A 20,152-nucleotide genomic window follows, 5' to 3' on the forward strand; every position below is an offset into this window, starting at 1 on the left:
GCCAAGAACGCCTGGCGGCCCCTCATTGCTTCAGCTTTCCCGCGATTCAGCTTTCCCGCGCTTCAGCGCTCGGTCTTCATGGCATGGACGATGGCGTCCACGCGGTCCAGCAGCGCGCCTTGATCCAGAGTGGTCAGCTCTCGGCCCTTGAGCACGCGGCGACCGCCGACCCAGACGTCGGAGACATGCTCGCGGCCGGCCACGTACACCAGCTGCGCGTCGGCGTGGTAGACCGGGCGGCATTCCAGCGCGTCGAGCGAGACGGCCACCACATCGGCCAGCTTGCCCACTTCCAGCGAGCCCAGATCAGCCTCGCGGCCCATGGCCTTGGCGGCGCGGATGGTGGCCATTTCCAGCGCCGTGCGGGCCGAGACGGTGGTGCTGTTTTGCGTCGTGCCCTTGGCCAGCAAGGCGGCCGCGCGGATCTCACCGAACATGTCCTGGCGGTTGTTGGAGGCCGCGCCATCGGTGCCGAGGATGGTGTTGACGCCGGCGGCCTCCAGGGCCGTGATGGGCGCCACGCCCGAGGCCAGCTTGAGGTTGGAGTTGGGGTTGTGCACCAAGTGCACGCCCTGGCGGGCCAGCATGGCGATTTCGTCCTCGTTCAGGTGCACCATGTGCACGGCCATCATCTTGCTGTTCAGCACGCCCAGCTTGTTCAGGCGCTCCAGCGGGCGCATGCCGTACTGCTTCAGGCTGCCTTGCACCTCATCTTCGGTTTCGTGGATGTGGCAGTGCATCTGGATGTCCAAGCGCTCGGACAGCTCGCGCAGCTTGACGAAGGTCTCGTCCGACACGGTGTAGGGCGCGTGCGGCGCGCTGGTCCAGTCCAGCAAGGCCTCGCCCTTGAACTGCTCGTAGGCAGCCACGCCCTTGGCGATGTAGTCATCCGGGCCGGAGGCATAGCCGGTGGGGAAGTCGATCACATTGATGGACACGCCGGCGCGGATGCCCGAATCCACCGCGGCGCGGGCCATGGCGGTGGGGAAGAAATACATGTCATTGAGGTAGGTGACGCCACCGCGCAAGGCTTCGGCGGCCGAGAGCAGGCTGCCCTGGTAGGTCCAGTCCTCGCTGACCCACTTCTTCTCCAGCGGCCAGATGTGGTTGTTGAGCCAGTCCATCAGCGGCACATCGTCGGCCACGCCGCGCAGCAGGGACATGGCCGAGTGGGTGTGGCCGTTGATCAGGCCGGGGATCAGCACATGCTGGCCGAGCTCCACGCGCTCCGCATCGGGGAACTGCGCCTCGGCCTCGGTCCAGGGCAAGATGGCGGCGATGCGCTCGCCCTGCATGACCAGGGCGTGCTCGTTCAGCACCTCGCTGCCGGGGGTCATGGTCAGCAGCCAGCGGGCTTTCAGAATCGTCGTCGTGCTCATGGTCGGGAACTCCGGGGATGAAGGGGGTGGATGGGGCCAGACTTTAGGCGGCCGGGCGATCGAACGATGGGTCAAACACCTGCTCAAAAAGCGCCAGAAGTCGCGGGCCATCGACGGCCACGCAGACCTGCTGCGCAGGGCTCTGGTCCCAGGGCGCCGTCAGGCTGGCCGCGGGCCGGGTGTTCTGGATGGTCTGGCCCACGGCCAGACCATCGGTCACCACCCGCACCGGGCCGGCGCGCAGGGTGAACAGGCTGGGGTCGATGGCATAGGCAATCGCGCTGGCGTCGTGGCCGTAGATGCCCTCGATGCCGGCCACGCTGTGATAGAAGTCCTGGTAATGGCGGGTGGCCTGCCAGAGGAACTCAGCCACCGCAGCGCCCTGCCCGCCCCGGCCGCGCAGGCCATCGAGATAAGGCTCCCGCATCACCACCGCATGGGTCACGTCCAGACCCACCACCACCACCGGCCAGGGCGCGGCCAGCACCTGATCGGCCGCCTCGGGGTCGTTGATGATGTTGGCTTCGGCCACAGGCGTGACGTTGCCACTGTGGCCGTGGGTGCCAAAAGCACCGCCCATGATGATGACCTGGGCCACCTTGGCGGCGATGCCGGGGTCATGCTGCAGGGCCAGGGCCAGATTGGTCATGGGGCCGACAGCGATCAAGGTGATCTCGCCCGGCTCGGCATTGACCATATCGCAGATCAGCTCATGCGCGGGGCGCGGGTCCAGCGGGGCCAGGTCTTGCTCGGCCAAGGCCAGTTCGGCACGGCCGCCCAGGCCGTCTTCGCCATGGACATGGGTGGAATGCGGCCGCGCGGCATGCGCGAACAAAGGGCCGGCAGCACCGGCGGCGACGGGCACCGGCTGGCCGTAAAAGGCGCAGAGCGCGCGCGCATTGCGCGTGGTCACCTCGATCGAGGCATTGCCGAAGACCGAAGTCACGGCACGCAGCTTGAGCGCTGGATGGCGGGCCAGCAGGAACAGCGCCATGGCATCGTCAATGCCGGGGTCGGTGTCGAAAATCACCGAGCGGGGGCGGTGCGAGAGATCAGTCATGACGGTACTGCTTCCAAAAACTCACGCGGAGAAGCCAAGCGCTTCTCCTTCATCATTGATTCGTTCAGCGCGGCGCAAATGCGGCGCCGAGCTCGGCGCGGCGCGGCATCGCATCTTGCACCCCGGGGCGGCTGACCGCCAGCGCGGCAGCGGCCTGCCCGAGGCGAACGGCCGCTTGCGCGCCCTGCCCTTCGGCCAGGGCGGCGGCCAAGCCACCCACCAGGGTGTCTCCCGCGCCCACCGTCTCGACCGCCTTGACCGCTTGGGCCGGCAGCAAGACCTGGCCCTCGGCATTGCACAGCAAGGCACCCTTGGCCCCCAGAGAGACCAGCACCTGGGCGGGGCCACGTGCACGCAGGCATTCCGCCGCCGCGGAGACCTCCATCGAAGCCTCGCCACCCGCCATCAGCAGCGCCTCGGTTTCGTTGACCACCAGCCAGTCGCTGAGGGCCAGCAGTTCGGCCGGCACGGCCAGGGCCGGGGCGGCATTGAGCACAGTGACCGCACCGGCTGCGCGTGCGATCTCGAAGGCCGCCTGAATGGCCGGCACCGGCACCTCCAGCTGAGCCACCACCACGGCGCTGGCTTGCAACTGAGCGCGGGCCGCCTGCACATCGGCGGCGCTCAGCTGGGCATTGCTGCCGGGCACGTAGACGATGGAGTTCTCGCCATCGCGGCTGGCCACCATGATGACGGCGATGCCGGGCAGGGCCTGCGGGTCGCGATGCACGGCGCGGCAATCGATGCCCTCGCCTTCCAGCGCCTGCAGCAAATCGCTGCCGTACTGGCGGGTGCCAACGCGTGACAAAAACACCGTGTGGGCGCCCAGGCGGGCGGCGGCCACAGCCTGGTTGGCGCCCTTGCCGCCGGGGGTCATGAAGAAACGCTGGCCGACCAGGGTCTCGCCCGGCTCGGGCAAGCGCTCGGAATGCGCCAGCATGTCGATGTTGAGGCTGCCGACCACGGTCACGCTGCGTGCTGCTGTCATCTTGGGTTCTACCGAATTCAAAGTCAGGGGGCGAGCAGCGCCGCGTCGGGGGCGGCCGTGCTCTCGCGCACAACCAGGCGCGGGGTCAACAACACATCTTTCAGGGCGGCGCCCGGGTTCTCGATGCGCTCGATCAGCACCCGACCGGCTTCATGGCCCAGCTCTTTGATGGAGCAACCCACCGAGGTCAGGGCCGGGAAGACATAGCGGCTGAGCTCGATGTCATCGAAGCCCACCACCGAGAGCTGCTGCGGCACGCGCAGGCCGAGCTCGGCCGCGGCGCGCAGGGCGCCGATGGCCATCATGTCGTTGCTGGCGAAGATGCCGGTGAACGGCGCCGCGGCGCCGTGCTCAGGCTTAGCCTGGGCCATCAGCAGGCGCCGTGCGGCGTCGTAACCCCCGGGGCTGCTGAAATCGCTCTCGATCACCCAGGAGGCGTCCGGGCTGATGCCGGCTTCCTGCAGGGCGCGGCGCCAGCCTTCGATGCGCTCACGGGCCACCTCGAACTCGGCCGGGCCGCTGATGCAGGCCACACGGCGGTGGCCCAGTTCGATCAAATGACGCACGGCGTTGTAGGCGCCCTGCTGGTTGTGCACCGACACCCGGTCGGCGCGCGCGCCCGGGACCAGGCGGTCGACGGTCACCGAGGGCACGCTGGCCAGCTTGAAGATGCGGGCCAGGGCTTCGTCGTCACCGGCGGAGGACAGCAGCAAACCATCGACTCGCTTTTCCAGCAGGGTGCGCATGTACTGCTGCTGGCGCTTGGGGTCGTTGTCCGAGTTGCACAGGAACACCGAGTAGCCGGCCAGGCGGCAGCTCTCTTCCACACCGCAGACCAGTTCGGCAAAGAAGGGGTTCTGCACATTGGGCACCAGCACCCCCACGATCTTGGTCTCGCTCTTGCGCAGCGAGCGCGCCACCGCGCTGGGCAGGTAGCCGATTTCCTCGACCGCGGCCAGGACACGGCGGCGGGCATCGGCACTGACCGGCCGGGTCTCGTTCAGCACATGGGACACGGTGGTGAAGGACACCCCGGCCAGGGCTGCGACATCTTTGATGGTGCTCACAGGATCAACACTCGCACGGTCTCGCTGGTGGAGAACTCTCGCCGGCGCGCATGCGTGCCGTCGGACGGGCCCTCTCTGCCTTGTTTTGATGTGATTTATTGAGGTTGGCAAACGTTTGCCAACCAGGCCGAAGCATAGCCGATGCAAGGCGCGTTCTGCGCACATGCAAATTGGGAATTTGCGCAAAGCAGGGCTTGGATGCCCAAAAACCGAGCAGGCATGAACCAGGCTGGCGCATCCAGGCCCGCGAGGAAGCCGGACGGTGCGTGCAGCTCCCCGGCGTGCACCCAAAAAGAACAGCCCCGGCGGTCCAAGGACGCGCGGGGGCTGCATTGTGGCCTGCCTGCGCAGGCCCTCAGACCGGGATCAACCCGGAGCGATCAACGCTCGCCGATGGGCTTGACGTTGCGCGAGGTGGCGCCGACGAAGAGCTGGCGCGGACGGCCGATCTTGTACTCCGGGTCGCCGATCATCTCGTTCAGCTGGGCGATCCAGCCCACCGTGCGGGCCAGGGCGAAGATGGCGGTGAACAGCGGCACCGGGATGCCGATGGCTCGCTGCACGATGCCCGAGTAGAAGTCGACGTTCGGGTAGAGCTTGCGGGCGACGAAGTACTCGTCTTCCAGCGCAATCTTTTCCAGCTTCATGGCCAGTTCGAACAGCGGATCGTCCTGCAGGCCCAGCTCGCCCAGCACCTCGTAGCAGGTCTCGCGCATCAGCTTGGCACGCGGGTCGTAGTTCTTGTAGACGCGGTGACCGAAGCCCATCAGCTTGACGCCGGAGTTCTTGTCCTTGACCTGCTTGATGAACTCGCCGATCTTGTCGACGCCGCCCTGCTTCTGGATGTCACCCAGCATGTTCAGGCAGGCCTCGTTGGCGCCGCCGTGAGCGGGGCCCCACAGGCAGGCCACACCAGCGGCGATGGCTGCGAAGGGGTTGGTGCCCGAAGAGCCGCACAGGCGAACGGTCGAGGTCGAGGCGTTTTGCTCGTGGTCGGCGTGCAGGGTGAAGATGCGGTCCATGGCGCGCACCAGCACGTCATTGGGCTTGTACTCCTCGCACGGCGTGGCAAACATCATGCGCATGAAGTTGCCGGCGTAGCTGAGGTCGTTCTTCGGGTAGATGTAGGGCTGGCCGATGGTGTACTTGTAGGCCATCGCCACCAGGGTCGGCATCTTGGCGATCAGGCGGATGGCCGCGATCTCACGATGCTCGGGGTTATTGATGTCGGTGCTGTCGTGGTAGAAGGCCGACATGGCGCCCACCAGACCGGTCATCACGGCCATGGGGTGCGCGTCGCGGCGGAAGCCACGCAGGAAGAACTGCATCTGCTCATTCACCATGGTGTGGTGCATGACGCGGTTCTCGAACTCGGCCTTCTGCGTCTCGTTCGGCAGCTCTCCGTAGAGCAGCAGGTAGCAGGTTTCGAGGTAGTCGCAGTTGACGGCCAGTTGCTCGATCGGGTAGCCGCGGTACAGCAGCTCGCCCTTGTCACCGTCGATGTAGGTGATGGTGGAGTTGCACGAAGCCGTGGACAGGAAGCCCGGGTCGTAGGTGAACTTGCCCGTCTGCGCGTACAGCTTGCGGATGTCGATCACATCCGGGCCGACCGAACCCTTGTAGATGGGCAGGTCCATTTGCGGGCTGCCGTCGGAGAACGACAGGGTGGCTTTGACGTCAGACGGTGTCATGAGCAGGTCCTTTGACTTCTTGGGGAAACTTTTATGGGGCGGTCCTGATGAGGCTCAGGACTTCTTCAACATCGGGGCGCTGCAAGTCGCCTTGCGGCTCCTTGCGGCACAGCAGCAAGTCCAACAGATCGTTATCGGACAGATCCATCAACTCCCGCAGTCCTTGCGCCTGCGATTCGGTCAGCGTGTCCGCATGCTTGTTGAAGAAACGCTCGATCAGGAGATCGTTCTCCAACAGGCCGCGCCGGCAACGCCAGCGCAGCTTGGACAGGGCGCGCTCGTCGATCAGCGCGTCTGCAGCGGGAGTGATGGCAGCTTGGGTGCTCATGGCCAGGGCTGGTGCTGCTGCGTCCTCAGACGGCGCGGCGCACCATCATTTCCTTGATCTTGCCGATGGCCTTGGTGGGGTTCAGACCCTTGGGGCAGACATCGACGCAATTCATGATGGTGTGGCAGCGGAAGAGCCGGTACGGATCTTCCAGATTGTCCAGGCGCTCGGCCGTGGCCTGGTCGCGGCTGTCGGCGATGAAGCGATAGGCTTGCAGCAGACCGGCAGGGCCGACGAACTTGTCGGGGTTCCACCAGAAGCTGGGGCAGCTGGTCGAGCAGCTGGCGCACAAGATGCACTCGTACAGACCGTTCAGCTCGTCGCGCTCTTCCGGGAACTGCAGACGCTCCTTGTCGGGCAGCGGCGTGTCGTTGATCAGGAAGGGCTTGATCGAGTTGTACTGCTTGAAGAACTGCGTCATGTCGACGATCAGGTCTCGCACCACCGGCAGGCCCGGCAGAGGCTTGAGCACCACAACTCCCGGCAAGGTGCGCATATTGGTCAGGCAGGCCAGACCGTTCTTGCCGTTGATGTTCATGGCATCCGAGCCGCACACGCCTTCGCGGCAGGAGCGGCGGAAGCTCAGGGTCGGATCCAGTTGCTTGAGCTTCATCAGTGCGTCGAGCAGCATGCGCTCGGAGCCGTCCAGCTCGACCTCGAGGGTCTGCATATACGGCTTGGCATCCTTGTCCGGGTCGTAGCGGTAGATCTGGAAGGTACGCTTGGTCATGGGGTGTCCTTGATATTCGGGTCGCAGTGTGTCGGTGCGGGTTCGATCAGAAGGTGCGAACCTTCGGGGGGATCGACTCGACCGTCAGCGGCTTCAGATTGACCGGCTTGTAGTCCAGGCGGTTGCCTTCCGAATACCACAGCGTGTGCTTCATCCACTCGGCGTCGTTGCGGCCGTTCGGATGCTCAGGCGTGTCGCCGTAGTCATTGACCGTGTGGGCGCCACGGCTCTCGGTGCGGGCTGCTGCCGACACGATGGTGGCTTGCGCCGCCTCGATCAGGTTCTCGACTTCCAGCGCCTCGATGCGGGCGGTGTTGAAGACCTTGGACTTGTCCTTCAAGGTGATGTTCTTCACCCGGGCGGCGATCTCGGCGATCTTGCCCACGCCGGCATTCAGCGACTCCTGGGTGCGGAACACGCCGGCGTGCAGCTGCATGGCGGCGCGCAGATCGTTGGCCACATCCTGGGCGTATTCGCCGGAGGTGCTGTTGTCCAGACGCTCCAGACGGGCGACCGATTGCGCACCCGCATCGGCCGGCAGCGGCTTGTGCAGCTTTTGCTTCAGGCCCGACTCGACGATGTGATTGCCGGCGGCGCGGCCGAAGACCAGCAGATCCAGCAGCGAGTTGGTGCCCAGGCGGTTGGCGCCGTGCACGCTCACGCAAGCGCACTCGCCCACGGCGTAGAGGCCGTTGACCACGGCATTCGGGTTGCCATCCTTGGGCGCCACGACCTGACCGTAGATATTGGTCGGGATGCCACCCATCTGGTAGTGGATGGTCGGCACCACAGGGATCGGTTCCTTGGTGATGTCGACGTTGGCGAAGTTGTGGCCAATCTCGAACACCGAAGGCAGGCGCTTCATGATGGTCTCGGCGCCCAGGTGGGTCATGTCCAGCTGGATGTAGTCCTTGTTGGGACCGCAGCCGCGACCTTCCTTGATCTCCTGGTCCATGCAGCGGGACACGAAGTCGCGCGGCGCCAGGTCCTTCAGCGTCGGCGCATAGCGCTCCATGAAGCGCTCACCATTGCAGTTGCGCAGGATCGCGCCTTCGCCACGGCAGCCCTCGGTCAGCAGCACGCCCGCGCCGGCCACGCCGGTCGGGTGGAACTGCCAGAACTCCATGTCTTCCAGCGGAATGCCGGCGCGCGCCGCCATGCCCAGGCCGTCACCGGTGTTGATGAAGGCATTGGTCGAGGCAGCGAAGATGCGACCCGCGCCGCCGGTGGCCAGCAGCACGGTCTTGGCTTCCAGGATGTGCAGCTCGCCGGTTTCCATTTCCAGCGCGGTCACACCGACCACATCGCCTTCGGCGTCCTTGATCAGGTCCAGGGCCATCCACTCGACGAAGAACTGAGTCTTGGCCTTGACGTTCTGCTGGTACAGGGTGTGCAGCATGGCGTGACCAGTACGGTCAGCCGCGGCACAGGCGCGTTGCACCGGCTTCTCGCCGTAGTTGGCGGTGTGGCCACCGAAGGGGCGCTGGTAGATGGTGCCGTCGGCATTGCGATCGAAGGGCATGCCGAAGTGTTCCAACTCGTACACGACCTTGGGCGCTTCGCGGCACATGAACTCGATGGCGTCCTGGTCACCCAGCCAGTCCGAACCCTTGACGGTGTCGAAGAAGTGATAGTGCCAGTTGTCCTCGCTCATATTGCCCAGCGAGGCGCTGACGCCGCCTTGAGCGGCCACGGTATGCGAGCGAGTCGGGAAGACCTTGGACAGGACGGCCACATTCAAGCCGGCCAGAGAGAGCTGCAAGGATGCGCGCATGCCCGAGCCACCGGCTCCGACGATGACCACATCAAACTTGCGCTTAGGAATTGCCTTGTTGTTCGCCACCGTCATCACAGTCTCCACAGCACTTGGATCGCCCAGCCGGCGCAACCCACCAACCACACCAGCGTGAACACCTGCAGAGTCAGGCGCAGGGCGACCGACTTCACATAGTCCATCCAGATATCCCGAACACCGACCCACGCGTGGTAGGCCAGCGAAATGATCAACACAAAGGTCAGCACCTTCATCCACTGCTGCGAGAAGATGCCCGCCCAGCGGTCATAGCCCAGCGGGCCCGGCAGCAGCACCTGCACCAGCAAAGCCACGGTGAACAAGGCCATCAGAACGGCGGTGACGCGCTGCGCCAGCCAGTCACGCAAACCATAGTGCGCACCGACAACGATGCGTTTGGAGCCAAAAGTACTCATTGTTTGTCTCTTCTTTCTCGAGGGCCGATCAGTACAGGCCGAACAGCTTGGCGCCCAGCAGCAGGGTCAGCAGCACGCTCAAGGCCAGGGTGATGACGGCCGAGCTGTGACCTTGCTCTTTGCTCACGCTGTGGGTGGCGTCCATCCACAGGTGGCGCACGCCAGCGATGAAGTGGTGCAGATAGCCCCAGATCAGGCCCAGCACGGTCAGCTTGACGAACCAGGCAGGCACAAAGCCGATGCCGGCGACGAAGGCGTTGGTGAAGCTCTCGTAGGAGATTTCCGAGCTGACGCTGGTGTCAAACATCCAGATGATGAAGGGCAGCAGCAGGAACATCAGCAAGCCGCTGATGCGGTGCAGGATGGACACGATGCCGGCAGGCGGCAGACGGTAGGAAATGATCTCGGTCACATGGATATTGCGATAGACCGGTCGATTTTTTGCTTTTGAATTGGTGGCGTCTGTCATACCCAACCTTTGTAATCAACGTGAAACCACGGGAGTTTATTGCAATGCAGCACAGCAGCCTGTGAAACCCGTGCGCCGAACACAACGCAGCAGGTGGCTATTCGGTGCTGCAAGACTCAGTTCAGCTCATTGCGGTAGAAGTGCGAAGCGGTGTTGTAGAGCCCGCGGCGCAACTCTACCGGTTTATCCCCATAGGTGAATGACAGGCGCTCGACGCTGAGCAGCGGCGCTCCGACCTCCACCTGCAACAAGGCCGCCGTTTCAGCATCGGCCGCCACGGCTCGGATCTTCTCCTGAGCGCGAATCATGTGAACCCCGAACTCCGCCTCGAAAAGCCCGTAAAACGGGCCGCGATGCTGATTCAGCAGCTCGGTGCTCAAGCCCTTGAACAACTGCCCCGGCAGCCAGATGTCATCCAACACCACGGGCGCGCCCTTGCTGTGCAGCAGGCGGCGCACTTCGACCATGGGGTCGCCGGTGCGCAGCTGCAGTTGCCGCGCGATCGCGGCGGGCGCACGCAGGCGGCGGCAATCCAGCAACTGCCGGCCGAGTGACTCACTGCCCTCGTCCGGCATCAGGCGCAAAAAACGGTACTGCTGCTTCTGCTCGGCATGGGTGGCCACAAACGTGCCCTTGCCCTGGCGACGCACCAGCAGGTTCTCAGCCGACATCTCATCGATCGCCTTGCGCACCGTGCCCTGGCTGACGCCAAAGCGCGCGGCCAACTCCAGCTCGCTGGGGATGGCCTCCCCGGCCTTCCACTCCCCTACCTGCAAGCGGGCAATGATCAGCCCCTTGATCTGGCGGTACAGCGGGCTGAAGGACGGGCTCTCGGCGGACGAAGTGCTGGAGAGCAAGGAGGCCGAAGCGCTCGTCACGGCACCGGACACTGCCGATGCCGCAGGCTGCACCGCGCCCGAACGCTCGGCGGCGGCGGGCGCTGTTCTCGGCAGCGACGAGGGTGGCAGATTCGGCATGGGCGGCATTGCAGCACAAGCGCCGCGCAAAAGTCCATCGCCAAGGCCATGACCCAGCACTCCAGTCTTATATAAGACAGAAGACTGTCAGATTTTCGCCATAATTGCACAAATTCGCAGCAGCATTTGAACGGCGGGCGCCGCTGGGACTAGGGGATTGCCCGAGGACTGGCCTACACTTGCCGCGCACTTCTTGCGCCCCCCCCGTGCCTCGCAGCCCTGCGGCGCCCGGACCGGCCAAGCCGAACACGCTGTCGTACCGATCGATTCCTTTCTCATTCAAACCTTCGGAGCCACTCCATGAGCAAGACCCCCGTTCGCGTTGCCGTCACCGGCGCTGCCGGCCAAATTGGCTATGCCCTGCTGTTTCGCATTGCCTCTGGCGAAATGCTGGGCAAGGACCAGCCCGTCATCCTGCAATTGCTGGAGATCCCCGACGAAAAGGCCCAGAACGCACTGAAGGGCGTGATCATGGAGCTGGAAGACTGCGCCTTCCCGCTGCTGGCTGGCGTTGAAGCCCACAGCGACCCGCTGCAAGCCTTCAAGGACACCGACTACGCCCTGCTGGTTGGCGCCCGCCCCCGCGGCCCCGGCATGGAGCGCGCCGACCTGCTGGCCGCCAACGCCCAGATCTTCACCGCCCAAGGCAAGGCCCTGAACGCCGTCGCCTCGCGCAATGTCAAAGTGCTGGTGGTCGGCAACCCAGCCAACACCAACGCCTACATCGCCATGAAGTCGGCCCCGGACCTGCCGGCCAAGAACTTCACCGCCATGCTGCGCCTGGATCACAACCGCGCAGCCTCGCAACTGGCTGCCAAGACCGGCACCAAAGTCGGTGACATCAAGAAGCTGACCGTCTGGGGCAACCACTCGCCGACGATGTACGCCGACTACCGCTTCGCCACCACCAACGGCCAGTCGATCAAGGATTTGGTCAATGACCAGGTCTGGAACGCTGACACCTTCCTGCCCACCGTGGGCAAGCGCGGCGCCGCCATCATTGCCGCTCGCGGCCTGTCCTCGGCCGCCTCGGCCGCCAACGCCGCCATCGACCACATGCGCGACTGGGCCCTGGGCTCGAACGGCGAATGGGTGACCATGGGCGTGCCTTCGAACGGCGAATACGGCATCCCCGCTGGCGTCGTGTTCGGCTTCCCGGTGACCACCGCTGGCGGCGAGTACAAGATCGTCGAAGGACTGGAGATCGATGCCTTCTCGCAAGAGCGCATCAACATCACCTTGGCCGAACTGCAAGGCGAACAAGACGGCGTCAAGCACCTGCTGTGATGCAGTCAGCGCCCGCGCCTCGGTGGCGGGCGCTGCAAACGCGTTGAAAATCGGGCCGGCATGGCATCCATGCCGGCCCGATTTGTTTTCAGGTCCGCCCCGCCCGTGCCCACAATCTTCTTCCGCCTGCCTGCACCATGAGCTCCTTGCCCGCCCTGCACCCCAAACTGGCCTTGTTCGAAGACGGTGATGCCGCCACCGTGCTGCCCGTGGTCGACCACTACTGCGGCGTTGAAGTCCGCATGCGCAAGAGCCTGGAGTTGCAGGCCGAGATGGGCCCGGTGTTTGACATCACCCTGGACTGCGAAGACGGCGCCCCCATCGGCGGCGAGGCCGAGCATGTGCAGCTGGTCACGGAGCTGCTGCAGAGCGCGCACAACCGGCACGGCCGCGTCGGCGCACGGGTCCATCCTTTCGATCACCCGAGCTTCGAGGCCGATGTCGACGGCTTGATCGCCGGGGCCGGCGAGCGCCTGGCCTTTCTGATGATCCCCAAGCCGTGCAGCGCCGAGGAGCTGGCGCGCGCCTGCGCCTTCATCGACGAGCGCCTGCAACACCACGGCACCAAAAAGCCCCTGCCCCTGCACACCTTGATCGAAACCCACGGCGCCCTGCGCGATGTGATGCAGATCGCCGCCCACCCGCGCATCGAGTCCCTGTCTTTCGGCCTGATGGATTTCGTCTCCGCCCACCGCGGCGCCATCCCGCGCCATGCGCTGACGGCTGAGGGTCAGTTCAGCCACCCGCTGATCGCCCGCGCCAAACTGGAAATCTCAGCGGCAGCCCACGCCCATGCCAAGACGCCCTCGCACTGTGTGGTGACCGAATTCAAGAACAGCGCCGCCCTGCAAGCGGCCGCCACCCGCGCGGCACGCGAGTTTGGCTACACCCGCATGTGGAGCATCCACCCGAATCAGATTCAAGCCATCCTGGACGCCTTCGCCCCCAGCGTCGCCGAGGTGGATGAGGCACTGGAAATCATCCAGGCCGCACAAGCCGCCCAGTGGGCGCCGATCCAGCATCGCGATGTGCTGCACGACCGCGCCAGCTACCGCTTCTTCTGGCACCTGCTGGAACGCGCCCACGCGACCGGCCAGCCCCTGCCTGCGGAAGCCCGCCTGGCCTATTTCAGCGGCGACTGATCCATCATTCGCTGGAGTGCGCTGCGCGCAACGGCCGCTTGCAATTGCTGGCAAACGATTACCCTGGGGCACGAATCACGGAGCGACAATAGTGCCATTCAGATGCCAGCGCTGCGGCGCACATCCCTCCTGCTTGAGAACCCCTCCATGATTCACACCCCTTTGAAATCCACCGTGTTGGCCTGCGCGCTGGCCCTGCTGAGCAGCTCGGCCTGGTCCGCCGCCGTTGAAAGCGCCAAGCCGCGCAACCGCCTGGCCGCCAAGATCAAGCCGGCCGCGCCCGCGCCGGTGGCAGCCGTCGAGGACAACAGCCCGCTGAGCGAAGAGCAAATGGCCGTGGCCCCGCAGGTGCACGCCGGCGAAGCCAGCTGCGAGTTCAAGCACAAGGTCTCGGTGACACCGCATCCCGAGAAGCCCGGCCGCTTCCGCCTGCAGTTCGGCCAAGCCGTCTACAACATGGCGCCCGAGCCCACCACCACCGGCGCCGTGCGCCTGGAAGACAAGCAGGCCGGCGTGGTCTGGCTGCAGATCCCGGCCAAGTCCATGCTGATGAACACCCGCATCGGCCAGCGCCTGGTGGATGGCTGCCAGCATGCCGAGCAAGTGGCGATGGCCCAGGTGAACGAGCCCCTGACCGAAGGCGGCATCGGCATCACCCCGAGCGAGCCGCAGACCCCGCCACCCGCCCCGGTGGTCAAGGCCAGCGCCAAGAAGCGCGTCAAGTAAGGATCGCTCACACGGCCTGTTCCGCAGGCCCCAACAAAAAAGGAGACCGCAAGGTCTCCTTTTTTTGTGGCCGGGTCCCGGGTCGAGGCGAAAGGTCCTCGCCTCCCTTTCAGCTCACTCGCCCGCTTCACTCCCCCAGATATGCCGCCCGCACCTTGGGGTCGTTGAGCAAGGACTGACCCTCGCCCGTCATCGTCACCAGGCCTGACTCCATCACATAGCCCCGGTTGGCCAGCTGCAGCGCCCGGCTGGCGTTTTGCTCCACCAGCAGCACCGTCACGCCTTGCTTGTGGATGTCGTTCACCACTTCGAAGATCTTGTCCACCATGATGGGGGACAGGCCCATGCTGGGCTCGTCCAGCAGCAGCACCTTCGGCTTGGCCATCAGCGCCCGGCCCATGGCCAGCATCTGTTGCTCGCCGCCGCTCATGGTGCCGGCGAGCTGGGCTCTGCGCTCCTTCAGGCGCGGGAAGATGCCGAAGATGCGCTCGATGTCGGCCTCGATGCCGGCCTTGTCGCTGCGCAGGTAGGCGCCCATCTGCAGGTTTTCGGTGATGGTCATGCGGGTGAAGGTGCCCCGCCCTTCCGGCACCATGACCAGGCCTTGCTTGACCAGGTCCCAGGGGCCTTGGCCCTTGATGCTCTGGCCCAGGTACTTCACGTCGCCGTCGGCCACCGGCTGCAGGCCGGTCACGGCCTTGAGCGTGGTGGTCTTGCCCGCGCCGTTGGCGCCGATCAGGCTGACGAGTTCGCCTTGGCGCACTTCGAAGTGCACGCCTTTGACGGCCTGGATGCCGCCGTAGGCGACCTTGAGTCCGCTGACTTCGAGCAGGATGTCTTGTTGTGGGTTCATGTGGGTGTCGCCTTGTTGCTGGTGATCCTGGGGCCGCGATCAGTGGGCTGCATGCCCGGCGCCCAGATAGGCTTCGATCACTTTCTCATTGCGCTGCACGTCATACGGCGTGCCTTCGGCAATCTGCTTGCCGTAGTCCAGCACCGTGACGCGGTCGCACAGACCCATCACCAGCTTCACATCGTGTTCGATCAGGAGGATGGTGCGGCCGTCCTTGCGGATGCGGTCGATCAGCTCGCGCAGCACCACCTTCTCGGTGGCGTTCATGCCGGCGGCGGGCTCGTCCAGGGCGATCAGCTTGGGGTCGGTGGCCAGGGCGCGCGCGATCTCCAGCCGGCGCTGGTCGCCGTAGCTGAGCGTGCGGGCCTTGTACTCGGCGTACTTGCCGATGCCCACGTAATCGAGCAGTTCCTGGGCGCGCTTGGCAATCGCCGCTTCTTCGGCCTTGAAGCCGGGGGTGCGGAAGATGGCGCCGATCAGGCCTGAGCCGGAGCGCACATGGCGCCCCACCATCACGTTCTCCAGCGCCGTCATTTCAGCGAAGAGGCGGATGTTCTGGAAGGTGCGCGCGATGCCGGTCTTGGCCACTTCGTGCACGGCGGTCGGGGCATAGGGCTTGCCGCCGAGCTCGAACGTGCCGCCGTCCGGGGTGTACAGGCCCGTGATGACGTTGAAGAAGGTGGTCTTGCCCGCGCCGTTGGGGCCGATCAGGCCGTAGACCTGGCCTTTGTTGATCTGGATGCCCACGTCGGAGAGGGCTTGCAGGCCGCCGAAGCGCTTGGACACACCGGCGACTTTGAGCACCACCTCTGCGTTGCTGTTGTTGTTGCTTGTCATGGCTTGTTTTCCTTTGCAGACCCGGTGTTCACTTCTGCGGCACCGGCGCGGCGCGGCCGTGCTCGGGCGCCGGCCACAGGCCGCGCGGACGCACCAGCATGATGCCGATCATGGCCAGGGCCACCAGCAGCTGGCGCAGGATGGAGGCGTCCAGACGCCCGCCCGTCATCTCCTGCAGCGGGCCGGCCGCGTAGCGCAGCACCTCGGGCAGGGCCGACAGCAGCAGCGCGCCCAGGATCACGCCAGGGATGTGGCCGATGCCGCCCAGCACCACCATGGCCACGATCATCACGCTCTCTTGCAGGCTGAAGGACTCGGGGCTCACAAAGCCCTGGAAGGCGCCGAACATGGAGCCCGACACCCCGCCGAAGGTGGCGCCCATGCCGAAGGCCAGCAGCTTCAGGTTGCGGGTGTTGATGCCCATGGCCTTGGCGGCGATCTCGTCCTCACGGATGGCCATCCAGGCGCGGCCGATGCGGCTGTTCTCCAGGCGATAGCAGATCAGCACACTGAACACCACCAGCACCAGGAAGAGGTAGTAGTACAGCGTCACCGAGGGGATGGCGAAGCCGAACAGCTCGGTGCCCTTGCCCAGGTCCAGGCCGAAGAAGTGGAAGGAGTCAATCTGGCCGATGCCGCGCGGGCCGTTGGTGATGTTGACCGGGTACTCCAGGTTGTTCAGGAACACGCGGATGATTTCACCGAAGCCCAGGGTCACGATGGCCAGGTAGTCGCCCCGCAGCTTCAGCGTGGGCGCGCCCAGCATGACGCCGAAGAAGGCCGCCAGCCCCGCCGCCAGCGGGATCACCAGCCACAGCGGCGAGTGCAGCCCGTTGGGGAAGGCCATGCGGAAGGCCTCGAAGTTCTCGCTCAGGTGCGGGCTCGACAGCAGCGCGAACATGTAGGCGCCCACCGCGTAGAAGGCCACATAGCCCAGGTCCAGCAGACCGGCGTAGCCCACCACGATGTTCAGGCCCAGGGCCAGCATCACGTACAGCAGCGCCAGGTCAATGATGCGCACCGGCCCGTTGCCGAACTGCTGCGCAATCAGCGGCACCACCAGCAGGCCCAGGGCCGAGAGCAGGAAGACGAAGAGTTTGTTCTGTTGTTGCATGGTCTGTGTCTCCTTGGGGCCTCAAGCCCGATCCGCCACGCGCTCGCCCAGCAGGCCCGAGGGCCGCAGCGTCAGCACCAGGATCAGCGCAATGAAGGCAAAGATGTCGGCATAGTGGCTGCCCAGCACGCCACCGGTCAGGTCACCCAGATAGCCCGCACCGATGGCCTCGATCAGGCCCAGCAGCACGCCGCCCACCATGGCCCCGGCCAGGTTGCCAATGCCACCCAGCACCGCCGCCGTGAAGGCCTTCAGCCCCGGCATGAAGCCCATGGTGTGTTGCACCGTGCCGTAGTTGGCCGCCCACATCAGGCCGGCCACCGCGGCCAGCGCCGCACCGATCACAAAGGTGGTCGAGATGATGAAGTCCGGCTTCACGCCCATCAGGCCCGCCACCTTGGGGTTCTCGGCCGTGGCCCGCATCGCGCGGCCCAGCTTCGTGTGATTCACCAGCCACATCAGCGTGGCCAGAATCATCACCGTGGCGCCCAGGATCACACACTGCGTCACCGTGATCACCGGCCCGCCCAGATCGATCGGCGTGGTCGGCAGCAGCAGCGGGAAGGGCTTGGGATTGGGCTTCCAAATGATCATGGCCAGCGTCTGCAGCAGCAGCGACATGCCCATGGCCGTGATCAGCGGCGCCAGGCGCGGCGCATTGCGCAGCGGCCGGTAGGCAATCTTCTCCACCAAAAAGTTCAGCGTCGTGCACACCAGCACCGCACAGCCCAGCGCGATCAGCATCAGCGCCCAGCCCGGCAGCCCAGAGCCCGCCAGCGCGCTGATCACCGTCCAGCTCACCAGCGCCCCCACCATCAAAATCTCACCGTGCGCAAAATTGATCAGGTTGATGATGCCGTACACCATCGTGTACCCCAGCGCCACCAGCGCATACATGCTCCCGAGCACCAGCCCGTTGATGATTTGCTGGAAAAAAGTTTCCATGAAGCGTCTCCGGTATGGCGGTCAGCGTCTTGCGCGTTCCCGCCCAATCGTTGTGCTGAACTTTGAGCAGATAAAAAAAAGCCCGCCGCAATGTCGGCGGGCCCACGTGGCCATCAAGTCCTGCAGCCTGAGCTTCATTGTAGGAGTCGGGTTCCAAGGGGTTTCGCTGGTAAATACCCCTAGCGCAGAGAGTCCCCAAGACCTCGATTTGAGCGCCTAATCCCGGGGCTCGCTCGCCGAGCCCGATTCACCCTCGCGCGCCTCGGCATTGAGACGGCGCAACTCGGCCAAACGGTCCCCGATGCGCAGCTCCAGGCCACGGTTCACCGGCTCGTAAAAGCGCTGATCTTCCATGCCCTCAGGCAGGTAGTGCACGCCGGCCGCAAAGCCGCCCGGCTCGTCATGCGCGTAGCGGTACTCGCGCCCATAGCCCAGCTCGCTCATCAGCTTGGTTGGCGCATTGCGCAGATGCAGGGGCACGGGGCGGCTGGCATCGCTCTTCACAAACGCCCTCACCGCCTTGTAAGCGCTGTAAACGGCATTGGACTTGGGCGCCACCGCCAGGAACACCACCGCCTGTGCCAGCGTCAATTCGCCCTCGGGCGAACCCAATCGCTCGTAGGTTTCGGCCGCATCCAGACAGATGCGCAGCGCGCGCGGATCGGCCAGGCCGATGTCCTCGCTGGCCATGCGGATCAGGCGGCGCGAGATGTAGCGCGCATCGACACCGCCGTCGAGCATGCGAGCCAGCCAGTAGAGCGCGGCATCAGGGTCAGAGCCACGCACTGATTTGTGCAGGGCCGAAATCACATCGTAGAACTGCTCACCGCCCTTGTCATAACGGCGGAGTTGCTCGCCCAGCGCGCGCTCGAGCACGGCCTCGTCGATCTGCGCCACACCTGGCGGGGTCAGCGAGGCCACGGCCTCTAGAGCGTTGAGCAGGCGGCGCGCATCGCCGTCGGCATAGGCCGCCAGGCGCTTGGCCGCGCCTTCCGTCACCGGCGGGCAGGCCAGCAGCTCGGCGCCGCGCCGCACCAGATCGAGCAGATCCTGCTCGTCCAGCGACTTGAGCACATGGACGGTGGCGCGCGACAACAGCGCCGAGTTGACTTCGAAAGACGGGTTCTCGGTGGTGGCGCCGATGAAGGTGAACAGGCCCGACTCCACATGCGGCAGGAAGGCATCCTGCTGCGACTTGTTGAAGCGATGGACTTCGTCCACGAACACCACGGTGCGCCGCCCCTGGGCGGCGACGCTTTGCGCGCGCTCGACCGCCTCGCGGATGTCCTTGACCCCGCCCAGCACCGCCGAGATGGTGATGAACTGCGCCTCGAAAGACAGGGCCATCAAGCGCGCCAGCGTGGTCTTGCCCACGCCCGGCGGGCCCCAGAGGATCATGGAATGCAGCCGACCCGACTCGAAGGCGGTGCGCAGCGGCATGCCGGGGCCCAGCAATTGACGCTGGCCGATCACCTCGTCGAGCGAATTGGGCCGCAGGCGCTCGGCCAGGGGCGGATGCAAGGAGGCCTGACCGAACACGGGCGAGGCAGCAGAGGCGGCAGGGGCGGCAGAAGACCCCGCGCTGCGGCTGGGCAGCACAGCGGGCAGCTCGTCTTCGGGAAACAGGGAATCACTCATGGCCGCCATGCGGGGCACTTTCTCATCTTCGCCAAGGACTCAAGAAGCTGTGGGCGGGGGCGTGAAGCCCGGCCTCACTGCTCGACCAGATCGGCCCCGGCCGGCAACACAAAGCGGAAGCGGTCCGCCGGCAGGCTGGCGTTGACCGCCAGGCCGCTGAAATCCAGGCGCGAACGCTGGCCGAAACCATCGACGATCTCGAGCGCCGCCAGATCGCGACCCTTGAAACCAATCTTCAGCGACTGGAAGCCACCGTCGGCCTGGCGCGGCAGGGCTTGCACCCAATCGAGCCCGCCTTCGGACGGCAGGGCCTTGAGCGTGAAATCACGCTCCAGATTGCCACCCGCCAGCAAAGCCGCCGGTGTGGCGCCCAGGGCCTGGTTCATGCGGCGGGAGCTGGCTTGATTCAGGTCGGGGTCAAAGATCCAGACCTTCTGGCCATCGCCAACGATCAGTTGCTCGAAAGGCTTGCTGTAGGCAAAGCGGAACTGATTGGGCCGCTGAAACTCAAAGCTGCCTTGCGAGCTCTTGCTGCGCTTGCCATCGGGCGAGTTGACGGTCTGCTTGAACTGGGCACTGGCGCTTTTCACCTCGCGGGCGAAATCGCGCAGCGCGCTCACCGCGTCGGCACGAGCCACAGAAGCCAGGGTCAGCAACACCGCGGCCAGCACGGCACGGCTCTTCATCGTCATCATGGTTGGGGTCCTGTGCGG

General features: G+C 65.3%; 20 protein-coding genes. 3 read left to right on the top strand and 17 right to left on the bottom strand.

The genetic code is table 11. The features are described from left to right. Positions 1-62: 62 nt before the first annotated feature. The 11 genes from OOB33_RS17930 to OOB33_RS17980 form a co-directional block, all read right to left on the bottom strand. Positions 63-1,379: a TRZ/ATZ family hydrolase gene (locus OOB33_RS17930; protein WP_271009663.1), complete on the bottom strand. Its 1,317-nt coding sequence runs from the start codon at positions 1,377-1,379 to the stop codon at positions 63-65. A 43-nt stretch (positions 1,380-1,422) separates the two neighbouring features. Next, positions 1,423-2,439: a nucleoside hydrolase gene (locus OOB33_RS17935; RefSeq protein WP_271009664.1), complete on the bottom strand. Its 1,017-nt coding sequence runs from the start codon at positions 2,437-2,439 to the stop codon at positions 1,423-1,425. A 64-nt stretch (positions 2,440-2,503) separates the two neighbouring features. Next, positions 2,504-3,427, bottom strand: a complete 924-nt coding sequence (locus tag OOB33_RS17940; RefSeq protein ID WP_271009665.1) for a ribokinase — start codon at positions 3,425-3,427, stop codon at positions 2,504-2,506. 23 nt (positions 3,428-3,450) lie between these two features. Next, entirely contained in the window at positions 3,451-4,494 is a 1,044-nt protein-coding gene (locus tag OOB33_RS17945) for a substrate-binding domain-containing protein (RefSeq protein ID WP_102766952.1), read from the bottom strand. Positions 4,495-4,874: 380 nt separating this feature from the next. Beyond that, complete coding sequence (gene gltA / locus OOB33_RS17950; protein WP_102766953.1) at positions 4,875-6,185, bottom strand: citrate synthase; 1,311 nt, start codon at positions 6,183-6,185, stop codon at positions 4,875-4,877. 31 nt (positions 6,186-6,216) lie between these two features. After that, positions 6,217-6,513, bottom strand: coding sequence for an FAD assembly factor SdhE (locus OOB33_RS17955; protein WP_102766954.1), 297 nt, complete (start codon positions 6,511-6,513; stop codon positions 6,217-6,219). Between the two features lie 25 nt (positions 6,514-6,538). Next, positions 6,539-7,243 carry a succinate dehydrogenase iron-sulfur subunit gene (locus tag OOB33_RS17960; RefSeq protein WP_102766955.1) on the bottom strand — a complete coding sequence of 235 codons (705 nt, stop codon included), beginning with the start codon at positions 7,241-7,243 and terminating at the stop codon, positions 6,539-6,541. A 46-nt stretch (positions 7,244-7,289) separates the two neighbouring features. Continuing rightward, entirely contained in the window at positions 7,290-9,092 is a 1,803-nt protein-coding gene (sdhA, locus tag OOB33_RS17965) for a succinate dehydrogenase flavoprotein subunit (RefSeq protein ID WP_271009666.1), read from the bottom strand. After that, a complete protein-coding gene (gene sdhD / locus OOB33_RS17970; RefSeq protein ID WP_102766957.1) occupies positions 9,092-9,451 on the bottom strand; it encodes a succinate dehydrogenase, hydrophobic membrane anchor protein in 360 nt (119 codons plus the stop codon). The genes sdhA and sdhD overlap by 1 nt, the downstream gene beginning before the upstream one ends. Before the next feature lie 28 nt (positions 9,452-9,479). Further along, complete coding sequence (gene sdhC / locus OOB33_RS17975) at positions 9,480-9,920, bottom strand: succinate dehydrogenase, cytochrome b556 subunit (RefSeq protein WP_102766958.1); 441 nt, start codon at positions 9,918-9,920, stop codon at positions 9,480-9,482. Positions 9,921-10,036: 116 nt separating this feature from the next. Further along, the gene (locus OOB33_RS17980; protein ID WP_271009667.1) at positions 10,037-10,897 is read right to left on the bottom strand and encodes a GntR family transcriptional regulator; all 861 of its coding nucleotides are present in this window, start codon (positions 10,895-10,897) and stop codon (positions 10,037-10,039) included. 300 nt (positions 10,898-11,197) lie between these two features. Here OOB33_RS17980 and OOB33_RS17985 point away from each other — a divergent pair, with 300 nt between their 5' ends. The 3 genes from OOB33_RS17985 (at position 11,198) to OOB33_RS17995 (ending at position 14,052) form a co-directional block, all read left to right on the top strand. After that, positions 11,198-12,184 carry a malate dehydrogenase gene (locus OOB33_RS17985; protein WP_102766959.1) on the top strand — a complete coding sequence of 329 codons (987 nt, stop codon included), beginning with the start codon at positions 11,198-11,200 and terminating at the stop codon, positions 12,182-12,184. A 137-nt stretch (positions 12,185-12,321) separates the two neighbouring features. Next, positions 12,322-13,326, top strand: coding sequence for an HpcH/HpaI aldolase/citrate lyase family protein (locus OOB33_RS17990; protein ID WP_271009668.1), 1,005 nt, complete (start codon positions 12,322-12,324; stop codon positions 13,324-13,326). Positions 13,327-13,473: 147 nt separating this feature from the next. After that, complete coding sequence (locus tag OOB33_RS17995; protein ID WP_271009669.1) at positions 13,474-14,052, top strand: hypothetical protein; 579 nt, start codon at positions 13,474-13,476, stop codon at positions 14,050-14,052. Positions 14,053-14,179: 127 nt separating this feature from the next. Here the strand turns inward: OOB33_RS17995 and OOB33_RS18000 are convergent, their stop codons facing one another. The 6 genes from OOB33_RS18000 to lolA form a co-directional block, all read right to left on the bottom strand. Beyond that, positions 14,180-14,905 (bottom strand): ABC transporter ATP-binding protein, encoded by a 726-nt coding sequence (locus OOB33_RS18000; protein ID WP_102766817.1) that lies wholly within the window; start codon positions 14,903-14,905, stop codon positions 14,180-14,182. A gap of 39 nt (positions 14,906-14,944) precedes the next feature. Continuing rightward, positions 14,945-15,742, bottom strand: a complete 798-nt coding sequence (locus OOB33_RS18005; protein WP_271009670.1) for an ABC transporter ATP-binding protein — start codon at positions 15,740-15,742, stop codon at positions 14,945-14,947. A 28-nt stretch (positions 15,743-15,770) separates the two neighbouring features. Next, positions 15,771-16,856 (bottom strand): ABC transporter permease subunit, encoded by a 1,086-nt coding sequence (locus tag OOB33_RS18010; RefSeq protein WP_271009567.1) that lies wholly within the window; start codon positions 16,854-16,856, stop codon positions 15,771-15,773. Positions 16,857-16,877: 21 nt separating this feature from the next. After that, complete coding sequence (locus OOB33_RS18015) at positions 16,878-17,801, bottom strand: branched-chain amino acid ABC transporter permease (RefSeq protein WP_102766820.1); 924 nt, start codon at positions 17,799-17,801, stop codon at positions 16,878-16,880. A gap of 216 nt (positions 17,802-18,017) precedes the next feature. Further along, positions 18,018-19,439 carry a replication-associated recombination protein A gene (locus OOB33_RS18020; protein WP_271009671.1) on the bottom strand — a complete coding sequence of 474 codons (1,422 nt, stop codon included), beginning with the start codon at positions 19,437-19,439 and terminating at the stop codon, positions 18,018-18,020. Positions 19,440-19,513: 74 nt separating this feature from the next. Next, positions 19,514-20,134: an outer membrane lipoprotein chaperone LolA gene (gene lolA, locus OOB33_RS18025; RefSeq protein ID WP_394341020.1), complete on the bottom strand. Its 621-nt coding sequence runs from the start codon at positions 20,132-20,134 to the stop codon at positions 19,514-19,516. Positions 20,135-20,152: the final 18 nt, after the last annotated feature.

Origin of the sequence: Paucibacter sp. B51 (assembly GCF_027863535.1) — a bacterium.
Classification (GTDB): Bacteria; Pseudomonadota; Gammaproteobacteria; order Burkholderiales; family Burkholderiaceae_C; genus Paucibacter_A; species Paucibacter_A aquatilis.